Genomic DNA, 25,401 nt, shown 5'->3' on the forward strand with positions numbered 1-25,401 from the left:
CGTTGTTCCCGGAGCGAGCATCGGGAGGGACCCGCGAAGCGGGAGGGCACCCGTTCTGCGAGCGAAGGGAACAACCCCGCCCCGACCCCACAAGAGTCACCGAGAGCGAAAGTTATCCACAGCCCCCTCCACAGCCTGGGGAGAATTACACCGGTGTTATTCACAGGGGTTAACAACCCTGTTAACAACTCCGGATCAGGACAAAAGGATCAGCGGCGGCACGAAAGCCACGACCACGATCAACAGCACGACCAGCGCGGACAGCAGGATGATCTGCAGGGTCCGCTGCTCTCGACGCTTCGTCTTGACGTAGATCAGAGCGACCAGCGCTCCGACGACGGCACCGCCGAGGTGCGCCTGCCAGGAGATTCCCCCGACGAAGAGACCGAACGCGAAGTTGATTCCGAGGATGACGAGGATTCCCGTCACGTTGGCGCCGATGTGGCGACCGATGATCAGCAGCGACGCCAGGAGCCCGAAGATCGCCCCGGATGCGCCGACCGTCCACGAACCGGGCGCGAGGATGGCGACCATCACCGATCCCCCGAGGCCGCTGATCAGATACAGGGCAAGGTAGCGGGTGCGGCCGAGCATGGGCTCGAGGCTCTGCCCCAGCATCCACAGCGCGAGCATGTTGAGTGCCAGGTGGATGAAGCTCCCGTGCACGAGCAGCACGGTGAGAAGACGCCAGGGCTCGAAGGGCACGGCGAAGAGATTCGGGTACAGGAAGGGGGCGAAGAACCCCAGAGCCTGGATGAGCGGGTCTTTGAACCCGGGGATCAGTTGCACCAGCCCGATGAAAGACGTTATGGCGAGCAGCGCGTAGGTGACGACGGGTCGCCCGCCGCGGGTCACGGCCAGGGCACCGCCCCGACCACCGCGCCAACGACGTTCGGCCCTCTTCTGCGCGGGCGTCCTGTTCTTCCGCTCGGCATTCATGCACTCCGGGCAGATGACGCCGACGGGTGCCTGGGTCTGGCACTCGGGACAGATGGTGCGCATGCACCGCTGGCAGAGCACGAAGCTCTGCCGATCCGGATGGCGATAGCAGAAGTTGTCGCGATTGCTCGTGAACTCAGGCGTGGTCATCCGGATCGGCCGCAGCTGTCGTCAGGCCGCGACGATGTCGATCGACTGCAGCACGACCGGCTCGACCGGGCGGTCGCCGGGGCCCGTCTGCACGGCGCCGATCGCGTCGACGACAGCCTTGGAGGCGTCATCGGCGACCTCGCCGAAGATGGTGTGCTTGCCCTGCAGCCACGGCGTCGGGTCGGTGGTGATGAAGAACTGCGAGCCGTTGGTGCCCTCAGGCTTGCCTGTGATGGCGTTGCGGCGGAGGCCGGCGTTGGCCATCGCGAGGATGTAGGGCTCGTTGAAGTTGAGCTCCATGTTGATCTCGTCGTCGAAGTTGTAGCCGGGGCCTCCGACGCCCTGTCCGAGCGGGTCGCCGCCCTGGATCATGAAGTTCGGGATGATGCGGTGGAAGATGACGTCCTTGTAGAGAGGACCCTCGCCGGGCTTGCCGGTGGCGGGATCGGTCCACTCCTGAGTGCCGTCGGCGAGGCCGACGAAGTTCTTGACCGTCTTGGGGGCGTGGTCGCCGAAGAGGTTGATGACGATGTCACCGTGGTTGGTGTGCAGGGTTGCGACGTGGGAAGCGTGAGCCATGTCCTCATTCTCGCAGAGCTTCCGGTGAGTTCGCCCGGTGTACCGCGGATCCGATGATGGCGCAAGGGTCCGGTGATTCCCGCCCGGCATCCAGGCTCTCGTGGCAAGATGGGGAACCCGTACTCCAATGGACAGGAGAGCATCGTGAGCCTCAGCCGCAAGCGGAAGAAGGAACTGCGTCGTCTTCAGAAAGACGCGAACCAGCTCTGGGAGAACCAGCAGGTGCTCGTCGGCCACGCCGCCGAGGTCGCACGCGAAGCCGGCCGTCAGCTCGGCAGCATCAATCGCGAGCAGGTCGTGCCTGTCATCCAGGACACGTACAACCGTCGTGTCGCACCGGTCGTCGACCGTGGCGTCAAGATGGGTCGGCACGTCGTCGACGACAAGGTCGTCCCGATCGTGGGTGGAGTCGTCGGATCCGCGCTGACCGCCTGGGACGTCGCGAACGCCAAGCGCTACGGCGTCACGCCTCCCGCTCCGCGCGGCGCCTTCGGCAAGAAGCAGAAGTCGGGCCCCGGCCTCGGATCGGTCATCGCGATCGTCCTCGGTGCCGCTGCCGCCATCGGTGTCCTCTACGCCGCCTGGCAGACGCTGCGTGCCGATGACGAGCTCTGGGTCGCGGACGACCCGCTCGCAGCCCCCGACGCGTGAACACTTCGGCTCCCGCCTCCGTCGCCTCGGGTGGCGGAGGCGGTCCGCATGCGCGGGTGCGTGAGGCCGCGCAAGCCCGCGGTCTCGACATCGAGATCCGCGAACGTCCGGCCGCCGGCAGCCTGTTCGAGGCGGCGGAGCTGCTCGGCATCCCCGCGTCCGGCATCGTGAAGACCCTCGTGGTGAAGCGCTCGGACGACACCTTCCTGTTCGCCCTCGTGCCGGGCGGACGTTCGATCTCGTGGCCGAAGCTGCGTGCGCTGGTCGGAGTCAACAAACTACGGCTCCCGGAACCAGAACTCGCCCTCGCGGCGACCGGCTACGAACGAGGCACAATCGTGCCGATCGGCAGCACCACCGACTGGCCCATCTACGCCGACGAGTCCATCGTCGGACAGCGCATCGCGATGGGCGCGGGGACGCACGGATTCAGCCTGTTCGTCGAAGCCGACGACCTCATCGCCGCATACGGGGCGACCGTCGCCGACATCTCCGTGCCCGAGGAGCGCTGACACCGCACGCTGACGCTCGGCCTCGGCTCAGAGGAGGCCGGCCATGCGCATCGCGATGTCGACCAGCTTGACGCGCTGCAGCTCGGCGACGGAGGTCAGCGGGAACCACTCCGCCATGTCGGTCGAACCGTCGGTCTCGAAGCGGAGCTTGCCGCCGGTGACCGCGCCGCGATAGACGATGCGCAGGGTGTGCAGCGGCTCGGCGGCCTTGTGCACACGCCGGCCGGCCGGGATCACACGGGAGTGGATCCCCAGGAGTTCGCCGACTTTGATGCTGTAGCCCGTCTCCTCACGGAGTTCGCGCCGCACCGCGTCTTCCGGCGACTCCCCGGGCTCGAGCCCGCCACCGGGCATGGTCCACGCCACCCGCCGTCCTTCGGTCCAGCGCGCCAGGAGCAGGCGGCCGTCGTCATCGGTGACGACCGCATACGCCGCGACACGCAGGTCCATGCGTCACACACTATCCGCCGATGAGGGCGGTCGATGACCGCGTGTCAGACGACCCGCACACCCGCCAAGTAGGTGGACGTCACCTGCGTCGCGGCGAGGTCTTCAGCGGACACCGTGACCGGGTCGCGATCCACGACGATGAAGTCCGCGAGGAGTCCGGGGGCGAGGACGCCCACCTCCCGCTCGCTGAAGAGCTGCCAGGCGGCGTTCGCCGTGTGCGCGAGGAGCGCCTGATCCCTGGTGACCGGTGTGCCGCCGGGCATCCGATACCCGTTGCGGGTGGTGCGGGTCTCGGCGACCGCCATGTTGCGGAAAGGCTCGTTCGGGGTGACCCACCCGTCGTTGTGGAACGTCACGCGATGTCCGGCTGCGAACGCGGCGCCGGCATCCGCCCAGGCACCCCCGTGCTCCGGACCGAAGAGATCATCGACGAGCACCTCGCCCCAGTACGTGATGTGGTCGACGAACAGGCTCACCGTGACCCCCAGCGATGCGGCGCGCTCGAACTGCACCGACGTCATCGCGCCGCAGTGCTCCAGCCGGAACCGGTGATCGGTGAGCCCGTGCCGCGCGATGATCTGCGCGAAGACATCGAGGGTCGCGTCGATCGCCAGGTCGCCGTGCGCATGACACGCCAGCTGCCACCCCGCACCGGCATAGGGCTCGGCGATGGCCGACAGCTCGTCCGAGGTGTAGTTCGCCCGGCCGATGTGGTGCGGCTCGAGTCCGAGCGCACGGGTCGCCGGGGTGTCGAGGTACGGGAAGGAGGTGGCGATGTTGCCGACCCAGGGAGAGCCGTCCGACCACGTCTTCACTCCCGTCTGCCGGAAGAACGGGTCGTCGCCGCCTCGTGCGGAGGCGATCCCGCCCGGACGGGACATCTCGTACCACCGGAGGCGCACCGGCATCTCACCCTTCGCACGCAGGGCGTCGATGAGCGGACCGAGTCCGGGGTTCCACGACAGGTCGGCCACGGTGGTGATGCCCCGTGAAGCCAAATCGAGCAGGTGTGCAGGAAGGATGCGGGGGAGCTGCTCCTGTGCCTTCGCGAGCATCGGAGCGACGACCATCTCGACCGCGGCGGCCTCGAGTGCGACACCGGTGAGCTCCCCGTCGGCGTCCCGTCCGAACGAGGCACCGGCGGGGTCGGGGGTGGTCCGGTCGAGGCCTGCGGCGAGCGCCGCAGCGGTGTTGAAGTAGACGGAGTGGCCGGAGTTGTGGATCACGACGAGAGGAACGCCGCCGGCCAGCTCGTCGAGGAAGTGGATGTCGGGATCGGGGAGTCCGCGCTGCAGCAGCGAGTCCCAGCCGTTCGCGAAGACGGCTTCCCCATCGGCCTCCGCGACCGCCGTGCGCAGAGCTGCCAGCACGCCCTCGGCCTGGGGAACGACCACGGGCCGGAGGTCGACGACCAGGTCGGACAGCAGGATCGCCGCGAATCCGGGGTGCCCGTGCGGCTCGATCAGCCCGGGCATGACCCATCCGTCGAGCGCGACCACGTCGGCGTCGGGGTGGTCGCGGCGAATCTCTTCCGTCGAGCCGATGGCCACGATGGTGGCGTCGTCGACGGCCATGGCTTCGACCTGGATGTCGGTGCTCGGCGCGAAAGGACGTATGCGGCCGGTGAAGACTGTCGTCATGGCGTCAGTCTGTCAGGCGTCGGCGCCACGGCGGGGATCGATCAGGAATCGAGAAGCACGCCCGCGTCTCTCCTCCGTAGTGTGAAGTCCATACCGGCAGCACACCGAGAGGACCGAAGATGGCCGAGAAAGAGAAGAACTTCAGCGCCGAAGAACGCGAGGCGATGCAGGCCGCCGCGAAGGAGGCCCGCACCCGGCGTTCCCGCGCGAAGAAGTCACCGGAAGAGCTGCGGGCAGCAGGGGAGGCCGACATCACGGAGGCCATCGAAAAGCTCACCGCCGAGGACCAGGCTCTGGCGAAGAAGCTGCATGCCCTCGTGTCGGAGGTCGCCCCGGAGCTGGTGCCGCGCACGTACTACGGGATGCCGGCGTGGGGTCGTGACGGGAAGGTGCTCTGCTTCTTCCAGCCCGCGAGCAAGTTCAAGGTGCGCTACGGCACCTTCGGCTTCGAACCGATCTCGAACCTCGACGACGGGACGGTCTGGCCGACCGCGTACGCCGTGACCGCACTCACCGACGCCGATCTCGAGTTCCTCGCGGAACGCATCCGCGTCGCGATCAGCTGACCGTCGACCCGGCGGCGACCGCGCAGTAGCGTGGATGTCGTGAGCACACTCCCGTTCCCCGCCTCCGTCTACTCCGCCCGGCTCAGCCGCGCCGCATCCCTCGCCGCCGACGCGGGGCTCGACGCCATCGTGGTCGGTCCCGGGCCGGATCTGCAGTATCTGGTGGGAGTGGAGGGCGACACGATCGAACGGCTGACGGCCCTCGTGATCGCCCCCGGCGCGATGCCGACGGTCGTGGTGCCGCGCATGGAACTCGCAAAGGTGCGCAGCACGGCCGTCGGCGAGCTGGGTCTCGCGGTCGCCGACTGGGTCGATGGAGAAGACCCGTATGCGCTGGTGACTTCGGCGGTGGGCGACGCCGCGCGTGTGGGTGTCTCCGATGCCCTCCCCGCACTGCACGTCCTCCCGATCGGGGATCGTCTCGGGGTGCGCCTCGAGCTCGCGACTCCGGTGCTGCGCGAAGGGCGGATGATCAAGGACGCCGAGGAGATCGCCGAACTGCGCCGGGCCGGAGAAGCCATCGACGCGGTGCATCGACGGGTGCACGAGTGGCTTCGGGCAGGACGCACCGAACGCGAAGTGGCAGCCCACATCGCCGAGGCCATCGTCACGGAGGGCCATCGCACGGTCGAGTTCGTGATCGTCGGGTCGGGTCCGAACGGCGCCGACCCGCACCACGAGGTGTCGGATCGGGTGATCGAGGAGGGCGACGTCGTCGTGGTCGACATCGGCGGTGCGGTCCCGAGCGGATACAACTCGGACAGCACGCGGACCTACGTGGTGGGGACTCCCGCCCCCGCAGCCGCCGAACGGATCGCGGTGCTCGTGCGGGCGCAGCAGGCAGCGGTCGACGCCGTGCGTCCCGGTGCCACCGCGGCCGAGGTGGATGCCGCCGCCCGGAGCGTGCTCACCGACGCGGGTCTGGGGGAGGCGTTCCTGCATCGCACCGGCCACGGCATCGGCGTCTCGGTGCACGAGGAGCCGTACATCGCTCCGGGCAACGACCTGGTCCTCCGCGAGGGCATGGCGTTCAGCATCGAGCCCGGCATCTACTTCGCCGGCGAGTGGGGTGCCCGCATCGAGGACATCGTCGTCGTCACGGCGGACGGTGGAGAGCGGCTCAACGTCGCGCCGCACGGTCTCACCGCGATCGGCCCCCGCTGACGCCGCGCGCTGACCGAGTGCGAGCACTTTCCCGCGATACGATCGGCGCATGCGTCGCCGCCGCAAGGTCTCTTCCGCCACCGCATCTCCGGCGACCCGAGCACGGTACGCGAAACGCCGCCAGAATCGACTCGCCCGCGTCGACAACGACCTCACCGACGAGCAGTGGTACGACCTCATGGAGGCCTGGGGCGGATGCGCCTACTGCGGCGGTGACGGCGCAGCTCTACAGCGCGACTGCATCCAGCCCGTGTCGCGCGGCGGTCGCTACACCCTCGAGAACGTGGTCCCGGCGTGCGCGTCCTGCAATGCCAGCAAGCACAATGACGAGGTGACCGGGTGGCTACGACGGAAGAAGCTCGATGAGCGGACGTTCCTCGTCCGTCATGCGACCATCCTGCGCGCCTTACGTCCCTCCCCGGACGGCACCGCCCTCCCCTAGTCACTAGTCTCGACTCATGACGACGATCGCGCCCCTCACTGCCGCGGACCAGCCCGAGTGGCTCGCTCTCTGGCGGGGGTACCTCGCTTTCTATGAGACCGACCTCGACGAGACGATCACCGCATCCACCTTCGAGCGACTGATCGACCCTGATGGCGGTATCCAGGGGGCCATCGCCCGCGACGAGACGGGTACGGCCGTGGGCATCGTGCACTGGTTGACGCATGCCGCGACGTGGACGACCACGGACTACTGCTACCTCGAAGACCTGTTCGTGGCACCCGACGTCCGCGGCGGCGGTGTCGGGCGGGCACTGATCGCGCACGTGCGAGCGTGGGCCGAGCAGCACGGATCCGCGAAAGTCTACTGGCTCACCGCCGAGTCGAACACCACAGCGCGAGGCCTCTATGACCGCGTCGCCTCCCGGTCGGGGATGATCCACTACCAGATCGATCTCGCCTGACGCGGGGATAATGGGGGCATGCGCGTCGAGAGAGTGGTCCCTGATCTCACCGTGACCGATCTCCGTTCCGCGGTCGCCGAGCATTCGGCGGTGCTCGGGCTGCGGGTGCTGATGGACCACGGCTGGATCGTGACGCTCGGCGACGAGGAGGGGCACCAGCTCAGCCTGATCACCCGCGACGCCTCGGCACCGGTGAATCCCGATGTCTCCGTCTTCGTCGACGACGTCACGGCGGCCTTCGCCCGCGCGGAAGCGTTGGGCCTGGAGATCGTGCATCCACTCACCGACGAGCCCTGGGGTGTCACGCGTTTCTTCTACCGCGACTCCGATGGTCGCGTCATCAACGTCGGGATGCACACAGATCGCGAGTGACCGCGAAAAGAGAGAAGCCCCCGGTACGCACCGAGGGCTTCATCTTCCGGTGGAGCCTAGGAGATTCGAACTCCTGACATCCTGCTTGCAAAGCAGGCGCTCTACCAACTGAGCTAAGGCCCCGTGAGGGATTTCTTGAGTTGAGGAGTGGGGCTACCAGGACTTGAACCTGGGACCTCTTCATTATCAGTGAAGCGCTCTAACCGCCTGAGCTATAGCCCCGTCAACCTCCAAGACTTTACCGGAGAAAGACGGAATTTCCGAATCGAGGGCGACGACCCGGGAGTGTCCTCGCCCTCGACCGTGTTCAGCGACCCGGGCGGATCGTCGCCGTGCCCGCGGAGAGCGATACCTCGATGGTCCGCCGCGCACTCGATGCCTCCTGCACCTTCGAGTTGAGGGTGCCGGCGCTGATGTCCTGGCTCACGGCGTACTCGACATCGGGCAGGGTCAGATCGAGCGATCCGGCACTGACATCGATCGTGGTCTGCGACGGCGGCGTGCCGGTCAGCTCGACCGTGAGGTCGCCCGCGGATACGCCGAGATCGGCCACGGTCACGCCATCGAGGAGGATGTCGGCGCGACCGGCGCTCATCTGCACGTCGAGTTCCGTGGCGGAGCCGGTGATGTCGAGCGCGCCGGCGCTCACGGTGGCGTCGAGTACCCCGAAGTCGCCGTCCACGTCGAGGCTGCCGGCATCCAGTGTGAGGTCGGCGTCGAGCTCCGCGTCCCGCAGGCTCTCCGGCAGCGTGAGCACGGCGATCTGCTCGTCCCCGAACCAGCTGCCGAACCACCACCCGAACATGCTGTCCGGGCTCCGGACGATCAGTTCGTCGCCGTCACGTTCGAACGTCCACGCGGGTCCTCGCCCGTTGGTGATCGCCAGCTCTGCCTGATCCACGTCGCCGAACTCGACGCGCATGCTGCTGGCATCCGCATCCAGGTCGATACCCTCGATGCCCCGCGCGTTCGCGGTCTGCACGGAATCCGGCCGGCTCGCCGAGATGACGGAACCCGCCGCAGCGGCGACCGCTGTGCCGCCGGTTCCGAGAAGGGCGATCCCGCCCACCACCGCTGTCACGACCAGGACGGCCGTGGCTCCGGACGAACGCCCTCCCGTGGGACTGGGCGGCGGAGGTGTCGGTGCCCCCTGCGCCGCCGATGGCGGCGGCGGAGAGGCGGGCGGGGAAGCGGGCGGCGGGGTGAGCGGGGTGTGCTCGCCCGGGAAGCCGTTGTTGTCGGTGGTCATCGTGCCACTCCTGTCTGGCCGGTCGGCGGCGTCGGGCCGCCCGTGTTCTCGATGTGGGCGAGCGCGGCGAGCACGCGGCGATTACCGGACTCGTCCGGGTCGAAGCCCAGTTTCTGGAAGATGGAGGTGATGTGCTTCTCGACGCTGGCCTCCGAGAGGAACAGCAGAGCGGCGATCGCCTGGTTCGACTTCCCCTCGGCGATCAGCGCGAGCACGGTGCGTTCCCGCTCGGTGAGTCGCATCATCTTGTCGTCGCGATTGCGGCGCGTGAGGAGCTGAGCGACGACCTCGGGGTCGAGAACGGTCGCGCCCTCCGAGATGCGCTGCACCGAACCGAGGAACTCCTCGACATCGGCGACCCTGTCCTTGAGCAGGTATCCGAGCGGACCGCCCTGCGCCGCGATCAGATCCGAGGCGTATCGCTCCTCGACGTACTGCGAGAGCACGAGGATCGCGAGCGACGGGCGCGAGGCCCGCAGACCGAGCGCGGCGCGGATGCCCTCGTCGGTGAAGGTCGGAGGCAACCGCACGTCGAGGATGCAGAGATCCGGTGCACTGCCGGCCACCGTCTGCTCGAGCTCCACCGTGTCAGCGAGAGCGGCGACCACCTCGTGCCCTGCGTCCTCCAACAGGCGAACGAGGCCTTCTCTCAGCAGGACCGAGTCCTCGCAGATCAGGATGCGCATGGGACGTTCACCTCCAGGCTGGTCGGTCCGCCCTGCGGACTGTCGAGGCGGAAGGTCCCGCCCGCGGCGAGGATGCGGTTGGCGATGCCGTCCAGACCCCCACCGGGCTGCACCTGAGCGCCTCCGATGCCGTTGTCCTCCACGCGGGCCCAGAGGGTGTTGCCCTCACGCACGCGCACGGTCACCCGGGCTTCACTGGCCCGCGAGTGCTTGGCCGCGTTGGTCAGGGACTCCGCGATCGAGAAGTACACGGCGGCCTCGGCCTCGCGGCTGCACCGGCCGTCCATCCGGACATCGAGGTGCACGGGAATGTGCGACCTCCCGGCCAGGGCGGAAAGGGCGGCGTCGAGACCACGGTCATCGAGCACCGAGGCGTGAATGCCGCGAGCGAGTTGGCGGAGTTCGGTGATCGCTGCCTTGGTCGAGGTGTGAGCCTCGTTGATGAGCTCCTTGGCGGCCTCCGGATCGTTGTCGATCTTCTGCTGGGCGAGTCCGAGCGTCATCCCGACCGAGACCAGCCGCGGCTGTACCCCGTCGTGCAGATCGCGCTCGATCCGGGTGCGCTCCACATCGGCGGCGCGCACCGCACCCTCACGCTGGGCGGTCGACGTGCGGACGCGCTCGGTGAGCTCGGTCTCCTTGCTGCGGATCACGATCGCGAGGGAGAGGGTTCGATGCAGCAGTGCCAGCCCGATCATCCCGACGACGCAGGCGGCGAGGCCGAGGATGCCGATCAGCGGAGCCCAGGCCACGGGGATCCCCCCGCCACCGAACGGTCCGATGACGGAGTCCGCGGCCGTGAGCGGGGCGAACGAGATGATGATCGACCACACCAGACCCCAGAAGAGTCGGAGGACGACGAAACCGAGCACGGCGGAGATGGCGAAGTTCGCCACTGCCCGCCACATCCGGCCGTCGATGGCCTGCCGTCCGAGGGACCGCAGCCATCCGCCGAATCCGGGACGATCACGCGGCTGTACGCGCAGCGGCGCGATCGGCGTGCGGTAGAGCGCGCCGACACGAGCGACTTCGAACCAACCGAGTCCGTAAAGGGCGTAGACGAGTCCGACCAGGAGGACGACGCCGATGCCGGCCGCGAAGAGGAGGCCGATGCCGGTGCCGAGAAGGCCGCCGAGCATGCCGAAGATGACGCCGCCGAGGACGCCGACGCCTGCCAGATGCAGGATCGTGAGGAAGATGCGCAACGGCGGCTTCACCGCGGTTGCGGAAGCCGGGGTCGCAGTCTGAGTGGTCATGCTTCCAAGGTACGGCGGGGCCGTTGCGCGCGGCACCGAGTCACCCGGACACTCTGTTTCGGGTTTTCCGTAACGCGCGCTCCGGATCGCCCGTGTCCCGAGCCTCCTTCCTGCTTCACTGGAGGCATGACGATGCACGAAGCAGAACCGCACGGCGCCGGTCTCGGCCAGCGACTGAACTGGCTGCGTGCGGGGGTGCTGGGCGCCAACGATGGCATCGTCTCCGTCGCCTCCCTGGTCGTCGGAGTGGCCGGCGCCACGACCGACAACGCCGCGCTCCTCACCGCGGGCATCGCCGGCCTCGTCGGCGGAGCGATCTCCATGGCCCTCGGGGAGTACGTGTCGGTGAGCAGCCAGCGCGACAGTGAGCGCGCGCTGATCGCGAAGGAGCGCGAAGAGCTGCGCACGATGCCTGCGGTGGAGCTCGACGAGCTCACCCAGCTCTACCGCGACCGCGGGCTCTCCGACGAGACGGCACGTCAGGTGGCGGTAGAGCTCACCGCGCACGACGCCCTCGCCGCTCACCTGGAGGTCGAGCTCGGCATCGACCAGGACGACCTCGTGAATCCGTGGCATGCGGCGATGTCCTCGGCGATCGCCTTCACTCTCGGTGCACTCCTGCCCTTGCTGGCCGTCCTCCTCCCGCCCCCGGAATGGCGGGTGCCGGTGACCTTCGTCGCGGTCCTCCTTGCTCTGGCCGTGACCGGAACCGTCTCAGCCAGGATCGGAGGATCCGCGCCGGTGCGCGCATCGATCCGGCTGGTGCTCGGCGGAGCACTCGCCCTCGCCGCCACATGGCTCATCGGCACGCTGCTCGGCACCACCGGCGTCGTGTAGCAACCGCTCGAGGGAACGACGAAGGGCGGATGCCGCAGCATCCGCCCTTCGTGTGTCCGTGTGAGGGATCAGTTCGACATGAACCCGACGAGCAATCCGCCCGTCACCTTCACGGCGAGGTTGTAGATGCCGGCGACCACGGCGCCGAGCACCGTGAAGACGATGAGGTTCAGGATGGCGACGACCGCCGCGAAGGCCATGACCTGCGGCAGTCCGACGACCTCAGACAGCACGAAAGCGTTGTCGGTGATGCCGACCAGGAAGCTCTCGGCCGTCGTCATGACGTTCGTCGCCTGGAGCACCAGGAAGATGAGGAAGAACGACACCATCGTGACGACCGCGAGGGCCACGGCTCCGAGGAACGACAGCTTCACCGCCGACCAGAAGTCGACGTAGACCAGACGAAGCCGGACCTGCTTGCCGCCTGTCTTGCGTGTCGACTTCTTCGCCAGCTTGTCGGCCACTGTACTCATGCGTCTGTATCCTCGGGGGTTTCTGTCGTCTCAGGTGCCTGGATCTCGGCATCCTCCGCTTCGGCCTCTTCTTCGGCGAGGCCACGCTCACCGTTACGGGCGATGGCGAGGATGCGATCGGCCTCCGTCGTCCGGGCGAACACCACTCCCATGGTGTCGCGACCCTTGGCGGGGACCTCGGCCACGGCAGAGCGTACCACCTTGCCGCTGGACAGAACCACCAAGACCTCGTCGTCCTCTGCGACGATCAGACCGCCCGCGAGAGTGCCCCGATCGTCGTTCAACTTGGCGACCTTGATGCCTGTCCCGCCGCGTCCCTGGACCCGGTATTCCTCGATCGCGGTGCGCTTCGCGTAGCCGCCGTCGGTAACGACGAAGACGAACTTCCCCGGGGCGGCGACGGACGCCGAGAGCAGGGAGTCGTCGTCGATCTTGAACTTCATGCCCCGAACACCGGCCGTCGCGCGACCCATCGGACGCAGCGCCTCATCGGTGGCCTCGAAGCGCACCGACATCCCGTGCCGGCTGATGAGGAGGATGTCGTCTTCCGCGTTCACGAGGAGCGCGCTGACCAGCTCGTCCTCGTCGTTCAGACGGATCGCGATGACGCCGCCCTGGCGGTTGGTGTCGTACGTGTCGAGCCGGGTCTTCTTGACGAGGCCCTCCCGGGTGGCGAGCACGAGGTAGTCCGCCACCCCGTAGTCACGGATGTCGAGCACCTGGGCGATGCTCTCATCGGGCTGCAGTGCGAGGAGGTTCGCGACGTGCATGCCCTTGGCGTCACGTCCGGCCTCCGGCACCTCGTAGGTCTTCGCGCGGTAGACCCGGCCCTTGTCGGTGAAGAACAGCAGCCAGTGGTGCGTGGTCGTCACGAAGAAGTGCTCGACGATGTCGTTCGCCCGCAACTGCGCACCCTTGACGCCCTTGCCGCCACGGTGCTGGGAGCGGTAGTTGTCACTGCGCGTGCGCTTGATGTAGCCCTCGCGCGTGACGGTCACCACCATCTCCTCTTCGGCGATGAGGTCTTCCATCGACACATCGCCGTCGAAGCCGTGCAGGATGTGCGTGCGACGCTCGTCACCGAAGCGGTCGACGATGCCGGTCAGCTCTTCGCGGATGATCACACGCTGACGACGCTCGTCGGCGAGGATCGCCTTGTAGTCCGCGATCTGGGCCTCGAGCTCGTTCGCCTGATCGATGATCCGCTGACGCTCGAGAGCTGCGAGGCGACGCAGCTGCATCTGCAGGATCGCATCGGCCTGGATCTCGTCGATGTCGAGGAGCTTCTGGAGACCCTCGTTCGCATCCGCCGTGGTCTGCGAGCGCCGGATGAGCGCGATGACCTCGTCGAGCGCGTCGAGCGCCTTCAGATATCCGCGCAGGATGTGCATCCGCTTCTCGGCCTCGCGCAGCCGGAACTCGGTGCGCCGCACGATCACATCGATCTGGTGGGAGATCCAGTGCGTGATGAACCCGTCGATCGCGAGCGTGCGCGGGACACCGTCCACGATCGCGAGCATGTTCGCGCCGAAGTTCTCCTGCAACTGCGTGTGCTTGTACAGGTTGTTGAGCACGACCTTCGCGACGGCGTCGCGCTTGAGCACGACGACCAGACGCTGACCCGTGCGGTCCGAGGACTCGTCACGGATGTCGGCGATGCCGGTGATCTTGCCGTCACGGGCCAGGTCGCCGATCTTGACCGCGACGTTGTCGGGGTTGACCTGATAAGGCAGCTCGGTGATGACGAGGCAGGTACGACCCTGGATCTCCTCGACGTTGACGACCGCGCGCATCGTGATCGAGCCGCGACCGGTCCGATACGCCTCGTGGATGCCCTTCGTCCCGAGGATCTGGGCGCCGGTCGGGAAGTCGGGGCCGGGAACGCGCTGGATCAGACCGTCGAGCAGCTCCTCGCGGGGGATGCCGGGGTTGTCCAGCGCCCACAGCGCCGCATCCGCCACCTCGCGCAGGTTGTGCGGCGGGATGTTGGTGGCCATTCCGACCGCGATACCGACGGAACCGTTGACGAGCAGGTTCGGGAACCGGGCGGGGAGAACCGTCGGCTCCTGCGTCTGACCGTCGTAGTTGTCGGTGAAGTCGACGGTCTCCTCTTCGATGTCGCGCACCATCTCGAGCGCGAGCGGAGCCATCTTCGTCTCGGTGTATCGCGGAGCCGCCGCGCCCATGTTCCCGGGGGAACCGAAGTTGCCCTGCCCGAGAGCGAGCGGGTAGCGGAGGGACCACGGCTGAACCAGTCGCACGAGGGCGTCGTAGATCGCCGAGTCGCCGTGCGGGTGGTACTGGCCCATGACCTCGCCGACCACACGCGCGCACTTGGAGAACGACTTGTCCGGGCGGAACCCTCCGTCGTACATGCCGTAGATCACACGGCGGTGCACCGGCTTGAGTCCGTCGCGTACATCGGGGAGGGCGCGCCCCACGATGACGGCCATGGCGTAGTCGAGGTAGCTGCGCTGCATCTCCGACTGCAGGTCGACCTGGTCGATCTTGCCGTGATCGTGTTCCGGTTCGGTGCGTTCTTCGTCAGTCATGAATCAATCTCTCTGTCACACATCTGGTCTGAGCCCGCGGGCATCAGATGTCGAGGAAGCGGACGTCCTTGGCGTTGCGCTGGATGAAGCTGCGTCGGGACTCGACGTCTTCGCCCATCAGCACACTGAAGATCTCGTCGGCCGCGGCCGCGTCCTCGATGGTGATCTGCTGCAGGGTGCGCGTGGTGTGGTCCATCGTCGTCTCCCACAGCTCCTTGGGGTTCATCTCACCGAGACCCTTGTAGCGCTGGATGCCGGCATCCTTCGGGATCCGCTTGCCGTTCTCGAGGCCGTGTGCGAGCAGGGCGTCGCGCTCGGCGTCGCTGAACACATACTCGTGTGCGGAGTTCGACCACTTCAGGCGGTAGAGCGGCGGCATCGCGAGGTACACGAAGCCGGCCTCGATGAGTCCGCGCATGTAGCGGAACAGCAGGGTGAGCAGCAGAGTCGTGATGTGCTGGCCGTCGACATCGGCATCCGCCATCAGGACGATCTTGTGATAGCGAGCCTTCTCGATGTCGAACTCTTCGCCGATCCCCGTGCCGAAGGCCTGGATCATCGCCTGGACTTCCTTGTTGCCCAGCGCCTTGTCGAGACGTGCACGCTCGACGTTGAGGATCTTCCCCCGGAGCGCCAGGATCGCCTGCGTGTGCGGGTCGCGACCCTGCACCGCGGAACCACCGGCCGAGTCACCCTCGACGAGGAAGATCTCGCTGATGGAGGGATCCTTGCTGGTGCAGTCCTTGAGCTTGTCCGGCATGGCCGCCGACTCGAACACGCTCTTGCGGCGAGCGGTCTCGCGGGCCTTGCGAGCGGCGAGACGAGCGGTCGCGGCATCGATCGCCTTGCGGACGACGTTCTTCGCCTGGTTCGGGTTGCGCTCGAGCCAGTCGCCGAGCTGATCGCCGACGACCTTCTGCACGAACGCCTTCGCCTCGGTGTTGCCGAGCTTGGTCTTGGTCTGACCTTCGAACTGCGGCTCGCCGAGCTTGATCGAGATGACCGCGGTCAGTCCCTCACGCACGTCGTCACCGGAGAGGTTGTCGTCCTTCTCCTTGAGGAGGTTGTTCGCCCGGGCGTACTTGTTGACCAGTGTGGTCAGAGCTGCCCGGAAGCCCTCCTCGTGCGTTCCGCCTTCGTGGGTGTTGATCGTGTTCGCATAGGTGAAGACGTTCTCGGTGTAGGACGTCGTCCACTGCATCGCGACCTCGAGCGAGATCTTGCGCTCGGTGTCCTCCGATTCGAAGGCGATGATCTCGTCGTTCACGACTTCGGCGTGACGCACCTTGTTGAGGTACTCGACGTAGTCGACCAGTCCGCGCTCGTAGTAGAACACGTCGCCGGGCTGCTTGGTGACGGTCGCGCCGTCTTCCTCGACCTCGTACGCAGACGACTCCCGCTCGTCACGCAGCTCGATGCGCAGTCCCTTGTTGAGGAACGCCATCTGCTGGAATCGTGTGCGCAGCGTGTCGTAGTCGAACTCGATCGTCTCGGTGAAGATCGAGGCGTCCGGCCAGAACGTGATGCTGGTTCCGGTCTCCTCGGTCGCCTCGCCCTTCTCGAGCTTCTGCTGCGGGATGCCGCCGTCGGCGAAGCTGTGCCGCCAGACGAAGCCCTTCTGCTTGACCTCGACGTCGAATCGCGTCGAGAGCGCGTTCACGACCGAGGATCCGACACCGTGCAGACCACCGGAGACGGCGTAGGCGCCCCCTCCGAACTTTCCGCCGGCGTGCAGGATCGTGAGCACGACCTCGACCGTCGACTTGTTCGGGTCGGAAGAGTGCGGGTCCACCGGGATGCCTCGACCGTTGTCGACCACACGCACGCCACCGTCGGCGAGCATCGTCACGAAGATCGTGTCGGCGTATCCGGCGAGGGCCTCATCGACCGAGTTGTCGACGATCTCGTAGACGAGGTGGTGCAGACCGCGCGGTCCCGTGGAACCGATGTACATACCGGGACGCTTGCGGACGGCTTCGAGGCCTTCGAGGATCTGGATCGAGTCGGCGCCGTACTCCCCGGGCTGCTTCGCCTTGGGTGCAATGGTGCCCTGGTCCTCGGGGGTTCCCCCGATGTTCGATTCCGTCTCGTCAGCGGGGGATTCAGGCGTCATCAGAGGGCATTCTCCACATCGATATCACGAACTGCCATTCTAGCGGAGTTTCGTGGGGAAACACCGCTCTGCGGCCGTGTGTGGCCCTCTGAGCGTTTCTGACCCCTTGCGTGGTGTCCTACCCGTAGGTATCGCGCGGGCCCCGCCCTGGAACGGCTCTGGGACCCCATTTCCACGAGGGGACGTCCGGTCCGATGAAGCGCAGGTTCTCCACGCCGGCCTCCGGATAGCGGCGACCGATCTCGGTGAGAATCGTCGCGCGCATGAACTGCAGGTTCTTCGCCCACGCCGTCGAGTCGCACTTCACGGTGAGCAATCCTCGCTCCAGGGAGACGGGTTCGGAGTGCTTCGCCGTGTCGGCGCCCGCGAGATCCGCCCACTGACGGACGAGGTCTTCCCTGGCCAGAGTGATCTGCCACCCCGAGTCGCGGCTCAGCTTGTCCAGGACCGCGCCGAGGGTCCCGGGATCCCGCCCGGGTGTGAACGGCGCGTTGTCGTCATCGGTCGTGATGCGACGCTTGCGCTTCCAGCTCTTCGAGCTCGGCTGCAGACCGCGCAGACGCAGGTAGGTGCCGACCGTCTCGGGGACATCGGCAGTGGGAGTCGGTGCGGCGTCAGTCATCGGCTGCCTCCCGTTCATCACTGATCGTCCCGGCGCTGATGCGCACCACATGCGCGTGCAGCACCTCAGGGATATCTTCCTCCACCGCCGCGGTCACCACGACCTGTTCGTACCCTGCGGTCAGGGCTGCGAGTCGACGACGCCGGTCCGCATCGAGCTCGGCGAACACGTCGTCGAGGATCAGGACCGGATCGCCGGCGGGGGATTCGCTGCGCAACAGCTCTGCCGACGCCAACCGGAGCGCGAGCGCGACCGACCAGGACTCCCCGTGCGAGGCATACCCCTTCACCGGAAGGTCGCGGACACGGAGCACGAGATCGTCCCGATGCGGTCCGGTGAGTGTGAGGCCGCGGTCGAGTTCGTTGGAACGCTTCGCCGCGAGAGAGGCCCGGAAGAGGTCCGCGATGCGGTTCGGATCGCTGAGCCTGTCGGCGGGGGAGACCTCTTCGGGTCCGCCCTCATCCTCTTCGGGGTCGCCGCCACCGACCGAGAGCGCCCATTCCAGCTGCGGACGATGATCTGCACCGGCGATCGCTTCATATGCATCGGCGACGGGTTGTTGGAGATCGACGGCCAACCGCTGTCGAGCCGTGATGATCTCGGACCCCAGGGAGACCAGCTTGTCGTCCCACACATCGAGGGTGCTCAGACCTTCGCCCCGGATGCCTCGGGCTCGCGCCGACTTCAGCAGGGCATTGCGCTGCTTGAGCACACGGTCGTAGTCGGCGAGCACGCCCGCCATCCGTGGAGTGCGCTGGATGAGGAGCTGGTCGCTGAACCGGCGGCGGGCGGACGGGTCGCCCCGGACGATCTGCAGGTCCTCCGGCGCGAAGAGGACGACGTGCGCGTAACGGGGCAGCTCGTTCGGCTTGGACGGAGAGCCGTTGATGCGTGCCTTGTTCGACCCCTGCCTGTTCACCTGCACTTCGGCGAGCACTCGACGCTCGCCGTGCGAGAGCCGCGCCCGGATGACCGCGAATTCCTGCCCGTCGCGCACCATGGGCGCATCGGACGACACGCGATGTGAGCCGAGCGTGGCCAGGAACACCACCGCTTCTGCCAGGTTCGTCTTTCCCTGCCCGTTGCGTCCGACGAGCACGTTCGGACCCCGGTGGAGAGCGAGTTCCGCGGTCGCGTAGTTGCGGAAATCGACCAGGCTCAGGTGCTCCACAATCACGGAGTCAGCCTACCTTCGAGGTCTGACAACGGATGCGGGATGAGGCGCGGGATCAGCGAAGGAGGAGGTTCGGCTGCAGCAGGTACTTGAAGGAGTCGAGGCCCGCCTGGTCGACCGAGGTCTGGCTCGTGATCAGCACGGGGCTGAGCTTGTTGGCGTTGTCGCTCGACGTGAACGTCACGCGGACGAACTCGCTCTTGACCGCTCCGAGAGCCTCGATCAGGTACTGGGGGTTGAGGCCGAGCGTGACCTCGTCGCCGCCGGACAGGATCGCATCGACCGACTCGGATGCGCGCGCGTGGTCTCCACCGGAGGCATCCATGGTCACGCTGTCGCTCGAGAACGTGAATCGCAGCGGCGCCGCACGATCGAGGACGAGCGAGACACGGCGGACGGCTTCAACGAGGTCGGCCGTGTTGACGACCGCGTAGTGGTCGGTCTGCTCGGGGAAAAGGCGTCGGACCGGGGGGAAGTTGCCCTTGATGAGCAGCGAGGTCACGGTCTTGTTGCCGGCGGTGAAGGCGATGATCTCGCGATCGCCCGCGCCGGAGAAGGCCACCTGGATGTTGCCGGCGTGACCGAAGGTCTTCCCGACCTCGAGCAGGGTGCGAGCCGGCACCAGCGCTGTCGCCTCGACGGACTCGCCGTCCCACGGCACATCGCGGAGCGATACCCGATAGCGGTCCGTGGCGACCAGGCTCAGAGTATGTCCGGAGACTTCGAGCTGCACACCGGTGAGGACGGGAGTGACGTCGTCGCGTGATGCGGCGAAGCCGACCTGTGCGATCGCCGTGCCGAATTCCTCAGCCGGAACGACACCGGAGGATCCGTTCACCTCGGGGATGGACGGATATTCCTCGACCGGCATGGCGGCGAGTGTGAATCGGGCCGAACCACAGGTCACGGCGATCCCGCCGTCTTCCTCGACGGCGATCTCGATCGGAGCGTTCGGGAGGCGGCTGGCGATGTCGGAGAGAAGACGGCCGTGGACGAGGATCGTTCCGGGGGTCTCGACCGTGGCTTCGATGGTCGTCCGAGCGGAGGCCTCGTAGTCGAAGGCGGAGAGCGTGAGGCTGGATCCGTCTGCTTCGATCAACACTCCGGCGAGGATCGGCTGCGGATTGCGCTGCGGCAGAAGCTTCACGACGAACGAGACAGCCTCGCTGAAGACATCGCGGTTGACCTGAAACCTCACGGGTGCTCCCTTGTCGTCGAACTGTGACGCGTCGTCGTCGGCCCTGCCGGTGCAGGGCTTCCCATGCTAGCCCCACAGTCCTGCGTATCCCTACGCCGAGGTTTCCTGTCATCCGTTCGCCGGTTCTCCCCACCGTCTGGTGATCGGATCGCGCCTTGAATGACTTAACTCCTTAACGGTGTTAACAGCTGTGGATACTGTGGATAAGTCGGTGGATATCAGGAGCGAGTAGGGAACTACACGCTTGTCAGTTGTGGAAACCCTGAGGAATCCGCGGGATCCCGGTCCTGGGGACAACCGAGGTGTTGTCCGAGTTATCCACAGGTTTGGGTGTTCAGCTCACATTCGTCCCGATGGAATCCACGATCATCCACAAGTTATCCACATGTGCATAGAGGCATCTATCGAGAGATCAGAATCCCTGTCGGGCACACAAAAAAGGTGGAGGACTGCATCCATTCGGGTGCGGTCCTCCACCTTTTTCGGAGGTGCGGCGTGTCAGCGTCGGCCGAGCTGCGTCGTGATCTCGGTGACCTGGTTGTAGATGGAGCGACGCTCCTTCATGAGCTCACTGATCTTCTTGTAGGCGTACATGACCGTGGTGTGGTCGCGGTTGCCGAACAGCTGACCGATCTTCGGCAGGGACAGGCTCGTTCGCTCCCTGCACAGATACATGGCGATCTGTCGTGACGTGGCGATCTGCTGCGATCGGCTCGAACCGTAGAGATCGTCCACGGTGAGCTTGAAGTACTGCGCCGTGGCCGTGATGATGTCGGTCGGCGAGATGATGTTGTCCTCCGCCGTGTCGATGATGTCGCGGAGCACGGTCTGCGCGAGGGAGATGTCGAGGGAAGAGCGGTTCAGGCTCGCGAACGCGGAGACGCGGATGAGTGCACCCTCGAGCTCGCGGATGTTCGAGGAGACGACGGTCGCGATGTACTCGAGCACCTCGTCGGGGATGTGGAGGGCCTCGCTCTGCGCCTTCTTGCGGAGGATCGCGATGCGGGTTTCGAGGTCCGGTGCCTGCACATCGGTGATGAGGCCCCACTCGAAGCGGCTCCGCATCCGATCCTCGAAGCCCGTCAAGTGCTTCGGCGCGACATCACTGGTGATGACGACCTGCTTGTTGTGATCGTGCAGCGTGTTGAACGTGTGGAAGAACGCTTCCTGGGTCTCGGCGCGACCCTGCAGGAACTGGATGTCGTCGATGAGGAGGATGTCGACGTCGCGGTACCTGGCCTGGAACGCGGCACCGCGGTTGTTCGCGATCGAGTTGATGAAGTCGTTCGTGAACTCCTCGCTCGAGACGTAGCGGACTTTGACTCCGGCGTAGAGCGACTGCGCGTAGTCACCGATCGCGTGGAGGAGGTGCGTCTTGCCGAGTCCGGAGTCACCGTAGATGAACAACGGGTTGTACGCCTTGGCCGGCGCCTCGGCCACGGCGACCGCCGCAGCGTGTGCGAATCGGTTGGACTGGCCGATGACGAAGTTGTCGAAGGTGTACTTCGGGTTCAGCCGGGATTCGTGACGCAGCTGTGTGGGCTGCTCCATCGGAGACTCGACGCGGCTCTGCTCGGTGCGTCCGAAGTCTCCGACGGCGATGGGGGCCGTCTGCTGCTCCGCCAGTTCGTGGTTCACGACGACGCGGTAGGACGTGACCTCTTCACCGATGTGAGAAAGGGCTTCCATGATCGGGAGTCGGAGACGCTTGTTGATCTGCGCCGCGGTCAGATCGTTGGGGACTTCGAGGTACAGCGTCGCGGACATGACGCCGGCCGGGACGGCGAGGCTGAGGAAGCCCTGCAGCTGGGGGGTGACGCGATCGTCGTCGGCCAGCAGCTCCTGCACCGTGGTCCAGATCGGGACGTCGGGCTGGGCAGGTGATGTCATGACGCTCCGGACGAGGAATCGAGGCGGGGTCGACGTGCCGTGCCCCCTGTGGATAACTTAGGATGCCACGGTAGTCATCCCGGCTGTGAACGGCAACCTGCCCTTGAAAACACGCGCGCGTGTTGTGCCTGCCGGGCGCGCCATGGTTGTGGATAATGGCTGTGCGGTGCCCGCCGGGCCGCCCTCGCGGAAGCGCGCAGATTTGCTCTGCGCGCCGGTAGGACGTACCCTAAGTCGGTTGACTTATGCCATTTTTGGCAGTTCCCCATGTCTCCGGTCGAAGTGAATCCGGTGGCAGCATTCCCGGAGTGATTCCATGAGCAAGCGCACTTTCCAGCCCAACAACCGTCGTCGCGCCAAGAAGCACGGCTTCCGTGCCCGCATGCGTACGCGTGCCGGCCGCGGCATCCTCGCTGCACGCCGCGCGAAGGGCCGCACCGAGCTCTCTGCGTAGTCCACTGTGCTCGCCCGCCCGTATCGACTGACCCGCGGGAGCGACTACCGTCTGGTCGTTCGACGCGGATCCCGTTGTGGTGGGGCGCGCGTCATCACCTCGGTGCTGGCGACGGGCGAGAACAGGGCCGCGAGGTTCGGATTCATCATCAGCAAGCAGGTGGGCACCGCCGTGGTGCGCAACACCGTGCGCCGACGGCTCAAAGCCGTGTGCGCGGAGGCGCTGCCGCGCGTCCCTGAGGGCACGGATGTCGTCATCCGTGCCCTTCCTGCATCCTCCAGCGCGTCCTTCGCGGAACTTCGCGCCGACGTCGATCGCTGCCTGAGCAGACTCGCATCGTCAACGGTGTCGGCATGACCGCGCTACCGGCGTCTTCCGTGGGGACGGCTCGATGGCACGCGCGGGACCTGGTGCGGACCATCCCGGTGATCCCCCGGAACCTGGTGCTGGGTTTCCTCACGGCGTACCGCAAAGTCATCTCTCCGATGTATGGAGATGTCTGTGCGTACTACCCCAGCTGTTCGGCTTACGCTGTAGGTGCGGTGCAGCAGCATGGTGCAGTGAAGGGAGCGGCGCTCTCGGCGTGGCGCATCCTCCGCTGCAATCCCTGGACCAGTGGCGGCGTCGATGACGTCCGGCCGCACGACCACTTCCGTTACGACTTGACCACACACGGTTTCGTCGTCCCTTCCCGAAAGGACTGATCGGTGGGTCTTGACCTTCTGCTCGCCAGCGCGACTCCCAGCCCCGAACCTGCGGCGGGGGGATTCGACCTGCTCGGCACCATCCTCTGGCCGCTGAAGTGGGTCGTCGAGCTGATCCTCGTCGCCTGGCATTGGCTTCTGACCACCGTCGGTCTTCCGTCCGCATCGGGTCTGACCTGGGTACTGTCCATCGTCGGCCTCGTCGTCGTCGTCCGCGCTGCGCTGATCCCGCTCTTCGTGAAGCAGATCAAGAGCCAGCGAAAGATGATGGAAATCGCTCCTGAACTGCGGAAAGTTCAGGAGAAGTACAAGGGCAAGAAGGATCAGCTGTCTCGCGAGGCCATGAGCCGCGAGACGATGGCGCTCTACAAGAAGCACGGCACGACACCGATGTCGAGCTGCCTGCCCCTTCTTGTGCAGATGCCGATCTTCTTCTCGCTGTACAGCGTGCTGAGCGATGTCAAGAAGCATGCGGAGCAAAGCCTCGGCGGTGTGGGATTGCTCAACCCCGAGCTCACGAAGGAGTTCTACGACGCCAAGCTCTTCGGGGTCGCGTCCCTGCACGAGACCCTCGGCGACGCGGTCGACGCCAACAACACCACGGCGATCATCATCCTGGTCACGCTCGTCGTGCTCATGATCGCCTCGCAGTTCTTCACGCAGTTGCAGATCATCTCGAAGAACCTGTCGCCGGAGGCCAAGACCGGCCAGGCGTACCAGATGCAGAAGATCATGCTCTACGTGCTGCCGCTGGGATTCATCTTCTCCGGTGTCTTCTTCCCGCTCGGCGTCGTCGTGTACTGGTTCATCTCCAACCTCTGGACCATGGGACAGCAGTTCCTCGTCATCCGAGAGATGCCGACTCCCGGCTCGGAAGCCGCCAAGGCCCGTGAGGAGCGACTCGCTCGCAAGGGCAAGGCGATCGATTCCTCCGGCAAGGTCGTCCCGATGGCTGCGTACGAGGCCGAGCAGCAGCGTCTGCTCGAGGAGGCGGAGAAGGCGAAGGCTCAGGCGCCCAAGCGTCAGCAGCCCGTGGGGAAGAAGCGTGCGAAGAAGAAGGGGAACGGTTCATGAGTGAAACCATGACCGAGAGCTCCGAGCCGACCGTGGCTCAGCTCGAGAACGAAGGCGACGTCGCCGCGGACTACCTCGAGGAACTCCTCGACATCGCGGACATCGACGGTGACCTGAACCTCGACGTGCGTCAGGGGCGCGCGTATGTCTCGGTGGAGGCGGAGGGCGATGGCCTCGCTCTTCTCTCTGCCCCGGACACGGTGCAGGCGCTTCAGGAGCTCACCCGCCTCGCGGTGCAGAGCAAGACGGGGTCGTTCTCCCGCTTGATCCTCGACATCGCCGGTTCGCGTGACACGCGTCGTCGGCAGCTCGCGACGCTGGTGGATGCTGCGGCCGCGAAGCTCGATGAAGGCTCCTCGCAGGCTTCGCTGCCGTCGATGTCGAGCTATGAGCGCAAGCTGGTGCACGATATCGCGGCCGAGCGTGGCCTGGTGTCGGAGTCGTACGGTGAGGGCGCTGACCGCCACACGGTCCTTCGTCGCCGTTGATGTTTCACGTGAAACATCGTTCGGGAACTGCTGATGACTGAGATCGAGAACGAGCCTGCGGTCGCCGCGGAACTCTTCGGTGACCGCATCGATCTCGCTCGAGCGTTCACGGCTTCGCTCGCACGTGAGGGTGAGGAGCGCGGTCTGATCGGACCGCTCGAGCTTCCGCGCCTGTGGACGCGGCACATCCTCAACAGTGTGATCGCTGCTCCGCTCTTCCACGGTTCGGTCGCTGACATCGGATCCGGGGCCGGCCTCCCGGGCATTGCGCTCGCGATCGCGCGTCCTGATGTGAAGTGGACTCTCGTCGAACCGATGGAGCGTCGGGTCACGTGGCTCACCGAGCAGGTGGAGGCGCTGGGACTGACCAATGTCGTGGTGCAGCGCGCGCGTGCCGAGGATGTTCATCCCGCCGAGGGTTTCGATGTCGTCACGGCGAGGGCGGTCAGCGCTTTGCGTACGCTCATCCCTCTCACTGCCCCACTCGTGCGCGACGGCGGAGAGCTTGCCTTACTCAAGGGGATGAACGCCGCGAACGAGATAGAAGCGGCCCAGAAGCAGATCAAGAAGTTCCGTCTGTCGGACGTGCGAGTGGACGTGCTGGGGGAGGGTGTTCTCACCGAGACGACCCGCGTGGTTCGCGCCCGCGTTCGGTAGTTCCTCCTGACATCAAGGCGGGGTGTTTCACGTGAAACACCCCGCC

General features: G+C 66.3%; 28 protein-coding genes and 2 tRNA genes. 14 read left to right on the top strand and 16 right to left on the bottom strand.

All coding sequences use genetic code 11. The features are described from left to right. Positions 1 to 195: 195 nt before the first annotated feature. Both L978_RS01845 and L978_RS01850 read right to left on the bottom strand, forming a co-directional pair. Positions 196 to 1,089: a rhomboid family intramembrane serine protease gene (locus L978_RS01845; RefSeq protein ID WP_047519731.1), complete on the bottom strand. Its 894-nt coding sequence runs from the start codon at positions 1,087 to 1,089 to the stop codon at positions 196 to 198. A 21-nt stretch (positions 1,090 to 1,110) separates the two neighbouring features. Then, positions 1,111 to 1,668 carry a peptidylprolyl isomerase gene (locus tag L978_RS01850; protein WP_047519733.1) on the bottom strand — a complete coding sequence of 186 codons (558 nt, stop codon included), beginning with the start codon at positions 1,666 to 1,668 and terminating at the stop codon, positions 1,111 to 1,113. 144 nt (positions 1,669 to 1,812) lie between these two features. Here L978_RS01850 and L978_RS01855 point away from each other — a divergent pair, with 144 nt between their 5' ends. Next, entirely contained in the window at positions 1,813 to 2,319 is a 507-nt protein-coding gene (locus L978_RS01855) for a hypothetical protein (protein ID WP_047519770.1), read from the top strand. Positions 2,320 to 2,375: 56 nt separating this feature from the next. After that, complete coding sequence (locus tag L978_RS01860; RefSeq protein ID WP_047519772.1) at positions 2,376 to 2,831, top strand: aminoacyl-tRNA deacylase; 456 nt, start codon at positions 2,376 to 2,378, stop codon at positions 2,829 to 2,831. 27 nt (positions 2,832 to 2,858) lie between these two features. On the opposite strand, the gene L978_RS01865 is transcribed toward L978_RS01860, so the two are convergent. After that, positions 2,859 to 3,281 carry an NUDIX hydrolase gene (locus L978_RS01865; protein ID WP_047519735.1) on the bottom strand — a complete coding sequence of 141 codons (423 nt, stop codon included), beginning with the start codon at positions 3,279 to 3,281 and terminating at the stop codon, positions 2,859 to 2,861. A 44-nt stretch (positions 3,282 to 3,325) separates the two neighbouring features. After that, a complete protein-coding gene (locus tag L978_RS01870; protein WP_052193260.1) occupies positions 3,326 to 4,921 on the bottom strand; it encodes an amidohydrolase in 1,596 nt (531 codons plus the stop codon). A gap of 119 nt (positions 4,922 to 5,040) precedes the next feature. On the opposite strand from L978_RS01870, the gene L978_RS01875 reads away from it, so the two are divergent. The 5 genes from L978_RS01875 to L978_RS01895 are packed head-to-tail and all read left to right on the top strand — an operon-like array spanning position 5,041 to position 7,928. Beyond that, positions 5,041 to 5,487, top strand: coding sequence for an iron chaperone (locus L978_RS01875; protein WP_047519736.1), 447 nt, complete (start codon positions 5,041 to 5,043; stop codon positions 5,485 to 5,487). 39 nt (positions 5,488 to 5,526) lie between these two features. Next, entirely contained in the window at positions 5,527 to 6,651 is a 1,125-nt protein-coding gene (locus L978_RS01880; RefSeq protein WP_081996890.1) for a M24 family metallopeptidase, read from the top strand. A 49-nt stretch (positions 6,652 to 6,700) separates the two neighbouring features. Then, the gene (locus L978_RS01885) at positions 6,701 to 7,093 is read left to right on the top strand and encodes an HNH endonuclease (RefSeq protein ID WP_047519740.1); all 393 of its coding nucleotides are present in this window, start codon (positions 6,701 to 6,703) and stop codon (positions 7,091 to 7,093) included. Positions 7,094 to 7,109: 16 nt separating this feature from the next. Continuing rightward, complete coding sequence (locus tag L978_RS01890; protein ID WP_047519742.1) at positions 7,110 to 7,556, top strand: GNAT family N-acetyltransferase; 447 nt, start codon at positions 7,110 to 7,112, stop codon at positions 7,554 to 7,556. An 18-nt stretch (positions 7,557 to 7,574) separates the two neighbouring features. Next, positions 7,575 to 7,928 carry a VOC family protein gene (locus tag L978_RS01895; protein ID WP_047519744.1) on the top strand — a complete coding sequence of 118 codons (354 nt, stop codon included), beginning with the start codon at positions 7,575 to 7,577 and terminating at the stop codon, positions 7,926 to 7,928. Positions 7,929 to 7,978: 50 nt separating this feature from the next. Here L978_RS01895 and L978_RS01900 read toward each other — a convergent pair. The 5 genes from L978_RS01900 to L978_RS01920 form a co-directional block, all read right to left on the bottom strand. Next, positions 7,979 to 8,051: transfer RNA gene (locus L978_RS01900), tRNA-Ala, on the bottom strand. A gap of 25 nt (positions 8,052 to 8,076) precedes the next feature. Then, a tRNA-Ile gene (locus L978_RS01905) sits at positions 8,077 to 8,150 on the bottom strand. An 85-nt stretch (positions 8,151 to 8,235) separates the two neighbouring features. After that, positions 8,236 to 9,177, bottom strand: coding sequence for a DUF4097 family beta strand repeat-containing protein (locus L978_RS01910; protein WP_197055605.1), 942 nt, complete (start codon positions 9,175 to 9,177; stop codon positions 8,236 to 8,238). Next, on the bottom strand, positions 9,174 to 9,863 hold the full coding sequence (locus L978_RS01915) for a LuxR C-terminal-related transcriptional regulator (RefSeq protein WP_047519746.1): 690 nt from the start codon (positions 9,861 to 9,863) through the stop codon (positions 9,174 to 9,176). Before L978_RS01915 ends, L978_RS01910 begins: the two co-directional genes overlap by 4 nt. Next, positions 9,851 to 11,119 carry a sensor histidine kinase gene (locus L978_RS01920; protein ID WP_047519748.1) on the bottom strand — a complete coding sequence of 423 codons (1,269 nt, stop codon included), beginning with the start codon at positions 11,117 to 11,119 and terminating at the stop codon, positions 9,851 to 9,853. The genes L978_RS01915 and L978_RS01920 overlap by 13 nt, the downstream gene beginning before the upstream one ends. Positions 11,120 to 11,245: 126 nt before the next feature. Here L978_RS01920 and L978_RS01925 point away from each other — a divergent pair, with 126 nt between their 5' ends. Next, positions 11,246 to 11,956: a VIT1/CCC1 transporter family protein gene (locus L978_RS01925; protein ID WP_047519750.1), complete on the top strand. Its 711-nt coding sequence runs from the start codon at positions 11,246 to 11,248 to the stop codon at positions 11,954 to 11,956. Between the two features lie 68 nt (positions 11,957 to 12,024). Here L978_RS01925 and L978_RS01930 read toward each other — a convergent pair whose 3' ends face one another. From L978_RS01930 to dnaA, 7 genes are all read right to left on the bottom strand, one after another. Then, positions 12,025 to 12,429 (bottom strand): DUF3566 domain-containing protein, encoded by a 405-nt coding sequence (locus L978_RS01930; protein ID WP_047519752.1) that lies wholly within the window; start codon positions 12,427 to 12,429, stop codon positions 12,025 to 12,027. Continuing rightward, positions 12,426 to 14,981: a DNA gyrase subunit A gene (gyrA, locus tag L978_RS01935; protein WP_047519753.1), complete on the bottom strand. Its 2,556-nt coding sequence runs from the start codon at positions 14,979 to 14,981 to the stop codon at positions 12,426 to 12,428. The genes L978_RS01930 and gyrA overlap by 4 nt, the downstream gene beginning before the upstream one ends. A gap of 43 nt (positions 14,982 to 15,024) precedes the next feature. Beyond that, positions 15,025 to 17,094: a DNA topoisomerase (ATP-hydrolyzing) subunit B gene (gene gyrB, locus L978_RS01940; protein WP_052193261.1), complete on the bottom strand. Its 2,070-nt coding sequence runs from the start codon at positions 17,092 to 17,094 to the stop codon at positions 15,025 to 15,027. Between the two features lie 118 nt (positions 17,095 to 17,212). Next, positions 17,213 to 17,716, bottom strand: coding sequence for a DUF721 domain-containing protein (locus L978_RS01945; RefSeq protein WP_047519754.1), 504 nt, complete (start codon positions 17,714 to 17,716; stop codon positions 17,213 to 17,215). Then, complete coding sequence (gene recF, locus L978_RS01950; protein WP_047519756.1) at positions 17,709 to 18,893, bottom strand: DNA replication/repair protein RecF; 1,185 nt, start codon at positions 18,891 to 18,893, stop codon at positions 17,709 to 17,711. Before recF ends, L978_RS01945 begins: the two co-directional genes overlap by 8 nt. A gap of 52 nt (positions 18,894 to 18,945) precedes the next feature. Beyond that, positions 18,946 to 20,088 carry a DNA polymerase III subunit beta gene (dnaN, locus tag L978_RS01955; RefSeq protein ID WP_047519758.1) on the bottom strand — a complete coding sequence of 381 codons (1,143 nt, stop codon included), beginning with the start codon at positions 20,086 to 20,088 and terminating at the stop codon, positions 18,946 to 18,948. A gap of 498 nt (positions 20,089 to 20,586) precedes the next feature. Then, the gene (gene dnaA, locus L978_RS01960) at positions 20,587 to 21,978 is read right to left on the bottom strand and encodes a chromosomal replication initiator protein DnaA (protein ID WP_047519760.1); all 1,392 of its coding nucleotides are present in this window, start codon (positions 21,976 to 21,978) and stop codon (positions 20,587 to 20,589) included. Positions 21,979 to 22,294: 316 nt separating this feature from the next. On the opposite strand from dnaA, the gene rpmH reads away from it, so the two are divergent. The 6 genes from rpmH to rsmG are packed head-to-tail and all read left to right on the top strand — an operon-like array spanning position 22,295 to position 25,355. After that, complete coding sequence (gene rpmH / locus L978_RS01965; RefSeq protein ID WP_013584598.1) at positions 22,295 to 22,432, top strand: 50S ribosomal protein L34; 138 nt, start codon at positions 22,295 to 22,297, stop codon at positions 22,430 to 22,432. Positions 22,433 to 22,438: 6 nt separating this feature from the next. Beyond that, the gene (rnpA, locus tag L978_RS01970; RefSeq protein ID WP_047519764.1) at positions 22,439 to 22,789 is read left to right on the top strand and encodes a ribonuclease P protein component; all 351 of its coding nucleotides are present in this window, start codon (positions 22,439 to 22,441) and stop codon (positions 22,787 to 22,789) included. Continuing rightward, positions 22,786 to 23,136: a membrane protein insertion efficiency factor YidD gene (yidD, locus tag L978_RS18500; protein ID WP_081996891.1), complete on the top strand. Its 351-nt coding sequence runs from the start codon at positions 22,786 to 22,788 to the stop codon at positions 23,134 to 23,136. The genes rnpA and yidD overlap by 4 nt, the downstream gene beginning before the upstream one ends. Before the next feature lie 3 nt (positions 23,137 to 23,139). Next, the gene (yidC, locus tag L978_RS01975) at positions 23,140 to 24,210 is read left to right on the top strand and encodes a membrane protein insertase YidC (RefSeq protein WP_047519766.1); all 1,071 of its coding nucleotides are present in this window, start codon (positions 23,140 to 23,142) and stop codon (positions 24,208 to 24,210) included. After that, entirely contained in the window at positions 24,207 to 24,698 is a 492-nt protein-coding gene (locus tag L978_RS01980) for a Jag family protein (RefSeq protein ID WP_047519768.1), read from the top strand. The genes yidC and L978_RS01980 overlap by 4 nt, the downstream gene beginning before the upstream one ends. A gap of 33 nt (positions 24,699 to 24,731) precedes the next feature. Further along, the gene (gene rsmG, locus L978_RS01985) at positions 24,732 to 25,355 is read left to right on the top strand and encodes a 16S rRNA (guanine(527)-N(7))-methyltransferase RsmG (protein ID WP_047519769.1); all 624 of its coding nucleotides are present in this window, start codon (positions 24,732 to 24,734) and stop codon (positions 25,353 to 25,355) included. Positions 25,356 to 25,401: the final 46 nt, after the last annotated feature.

It is taken from the genome of Microbacterium sp. ZOR0019, assembly GCF_000800925.1.
Lineage (GTDB): Bacteria > Actinomycetota > Actinomycetes > Actinomycetales > Microbacteriaceae > Microbacterium > Microbacterium aurugineum.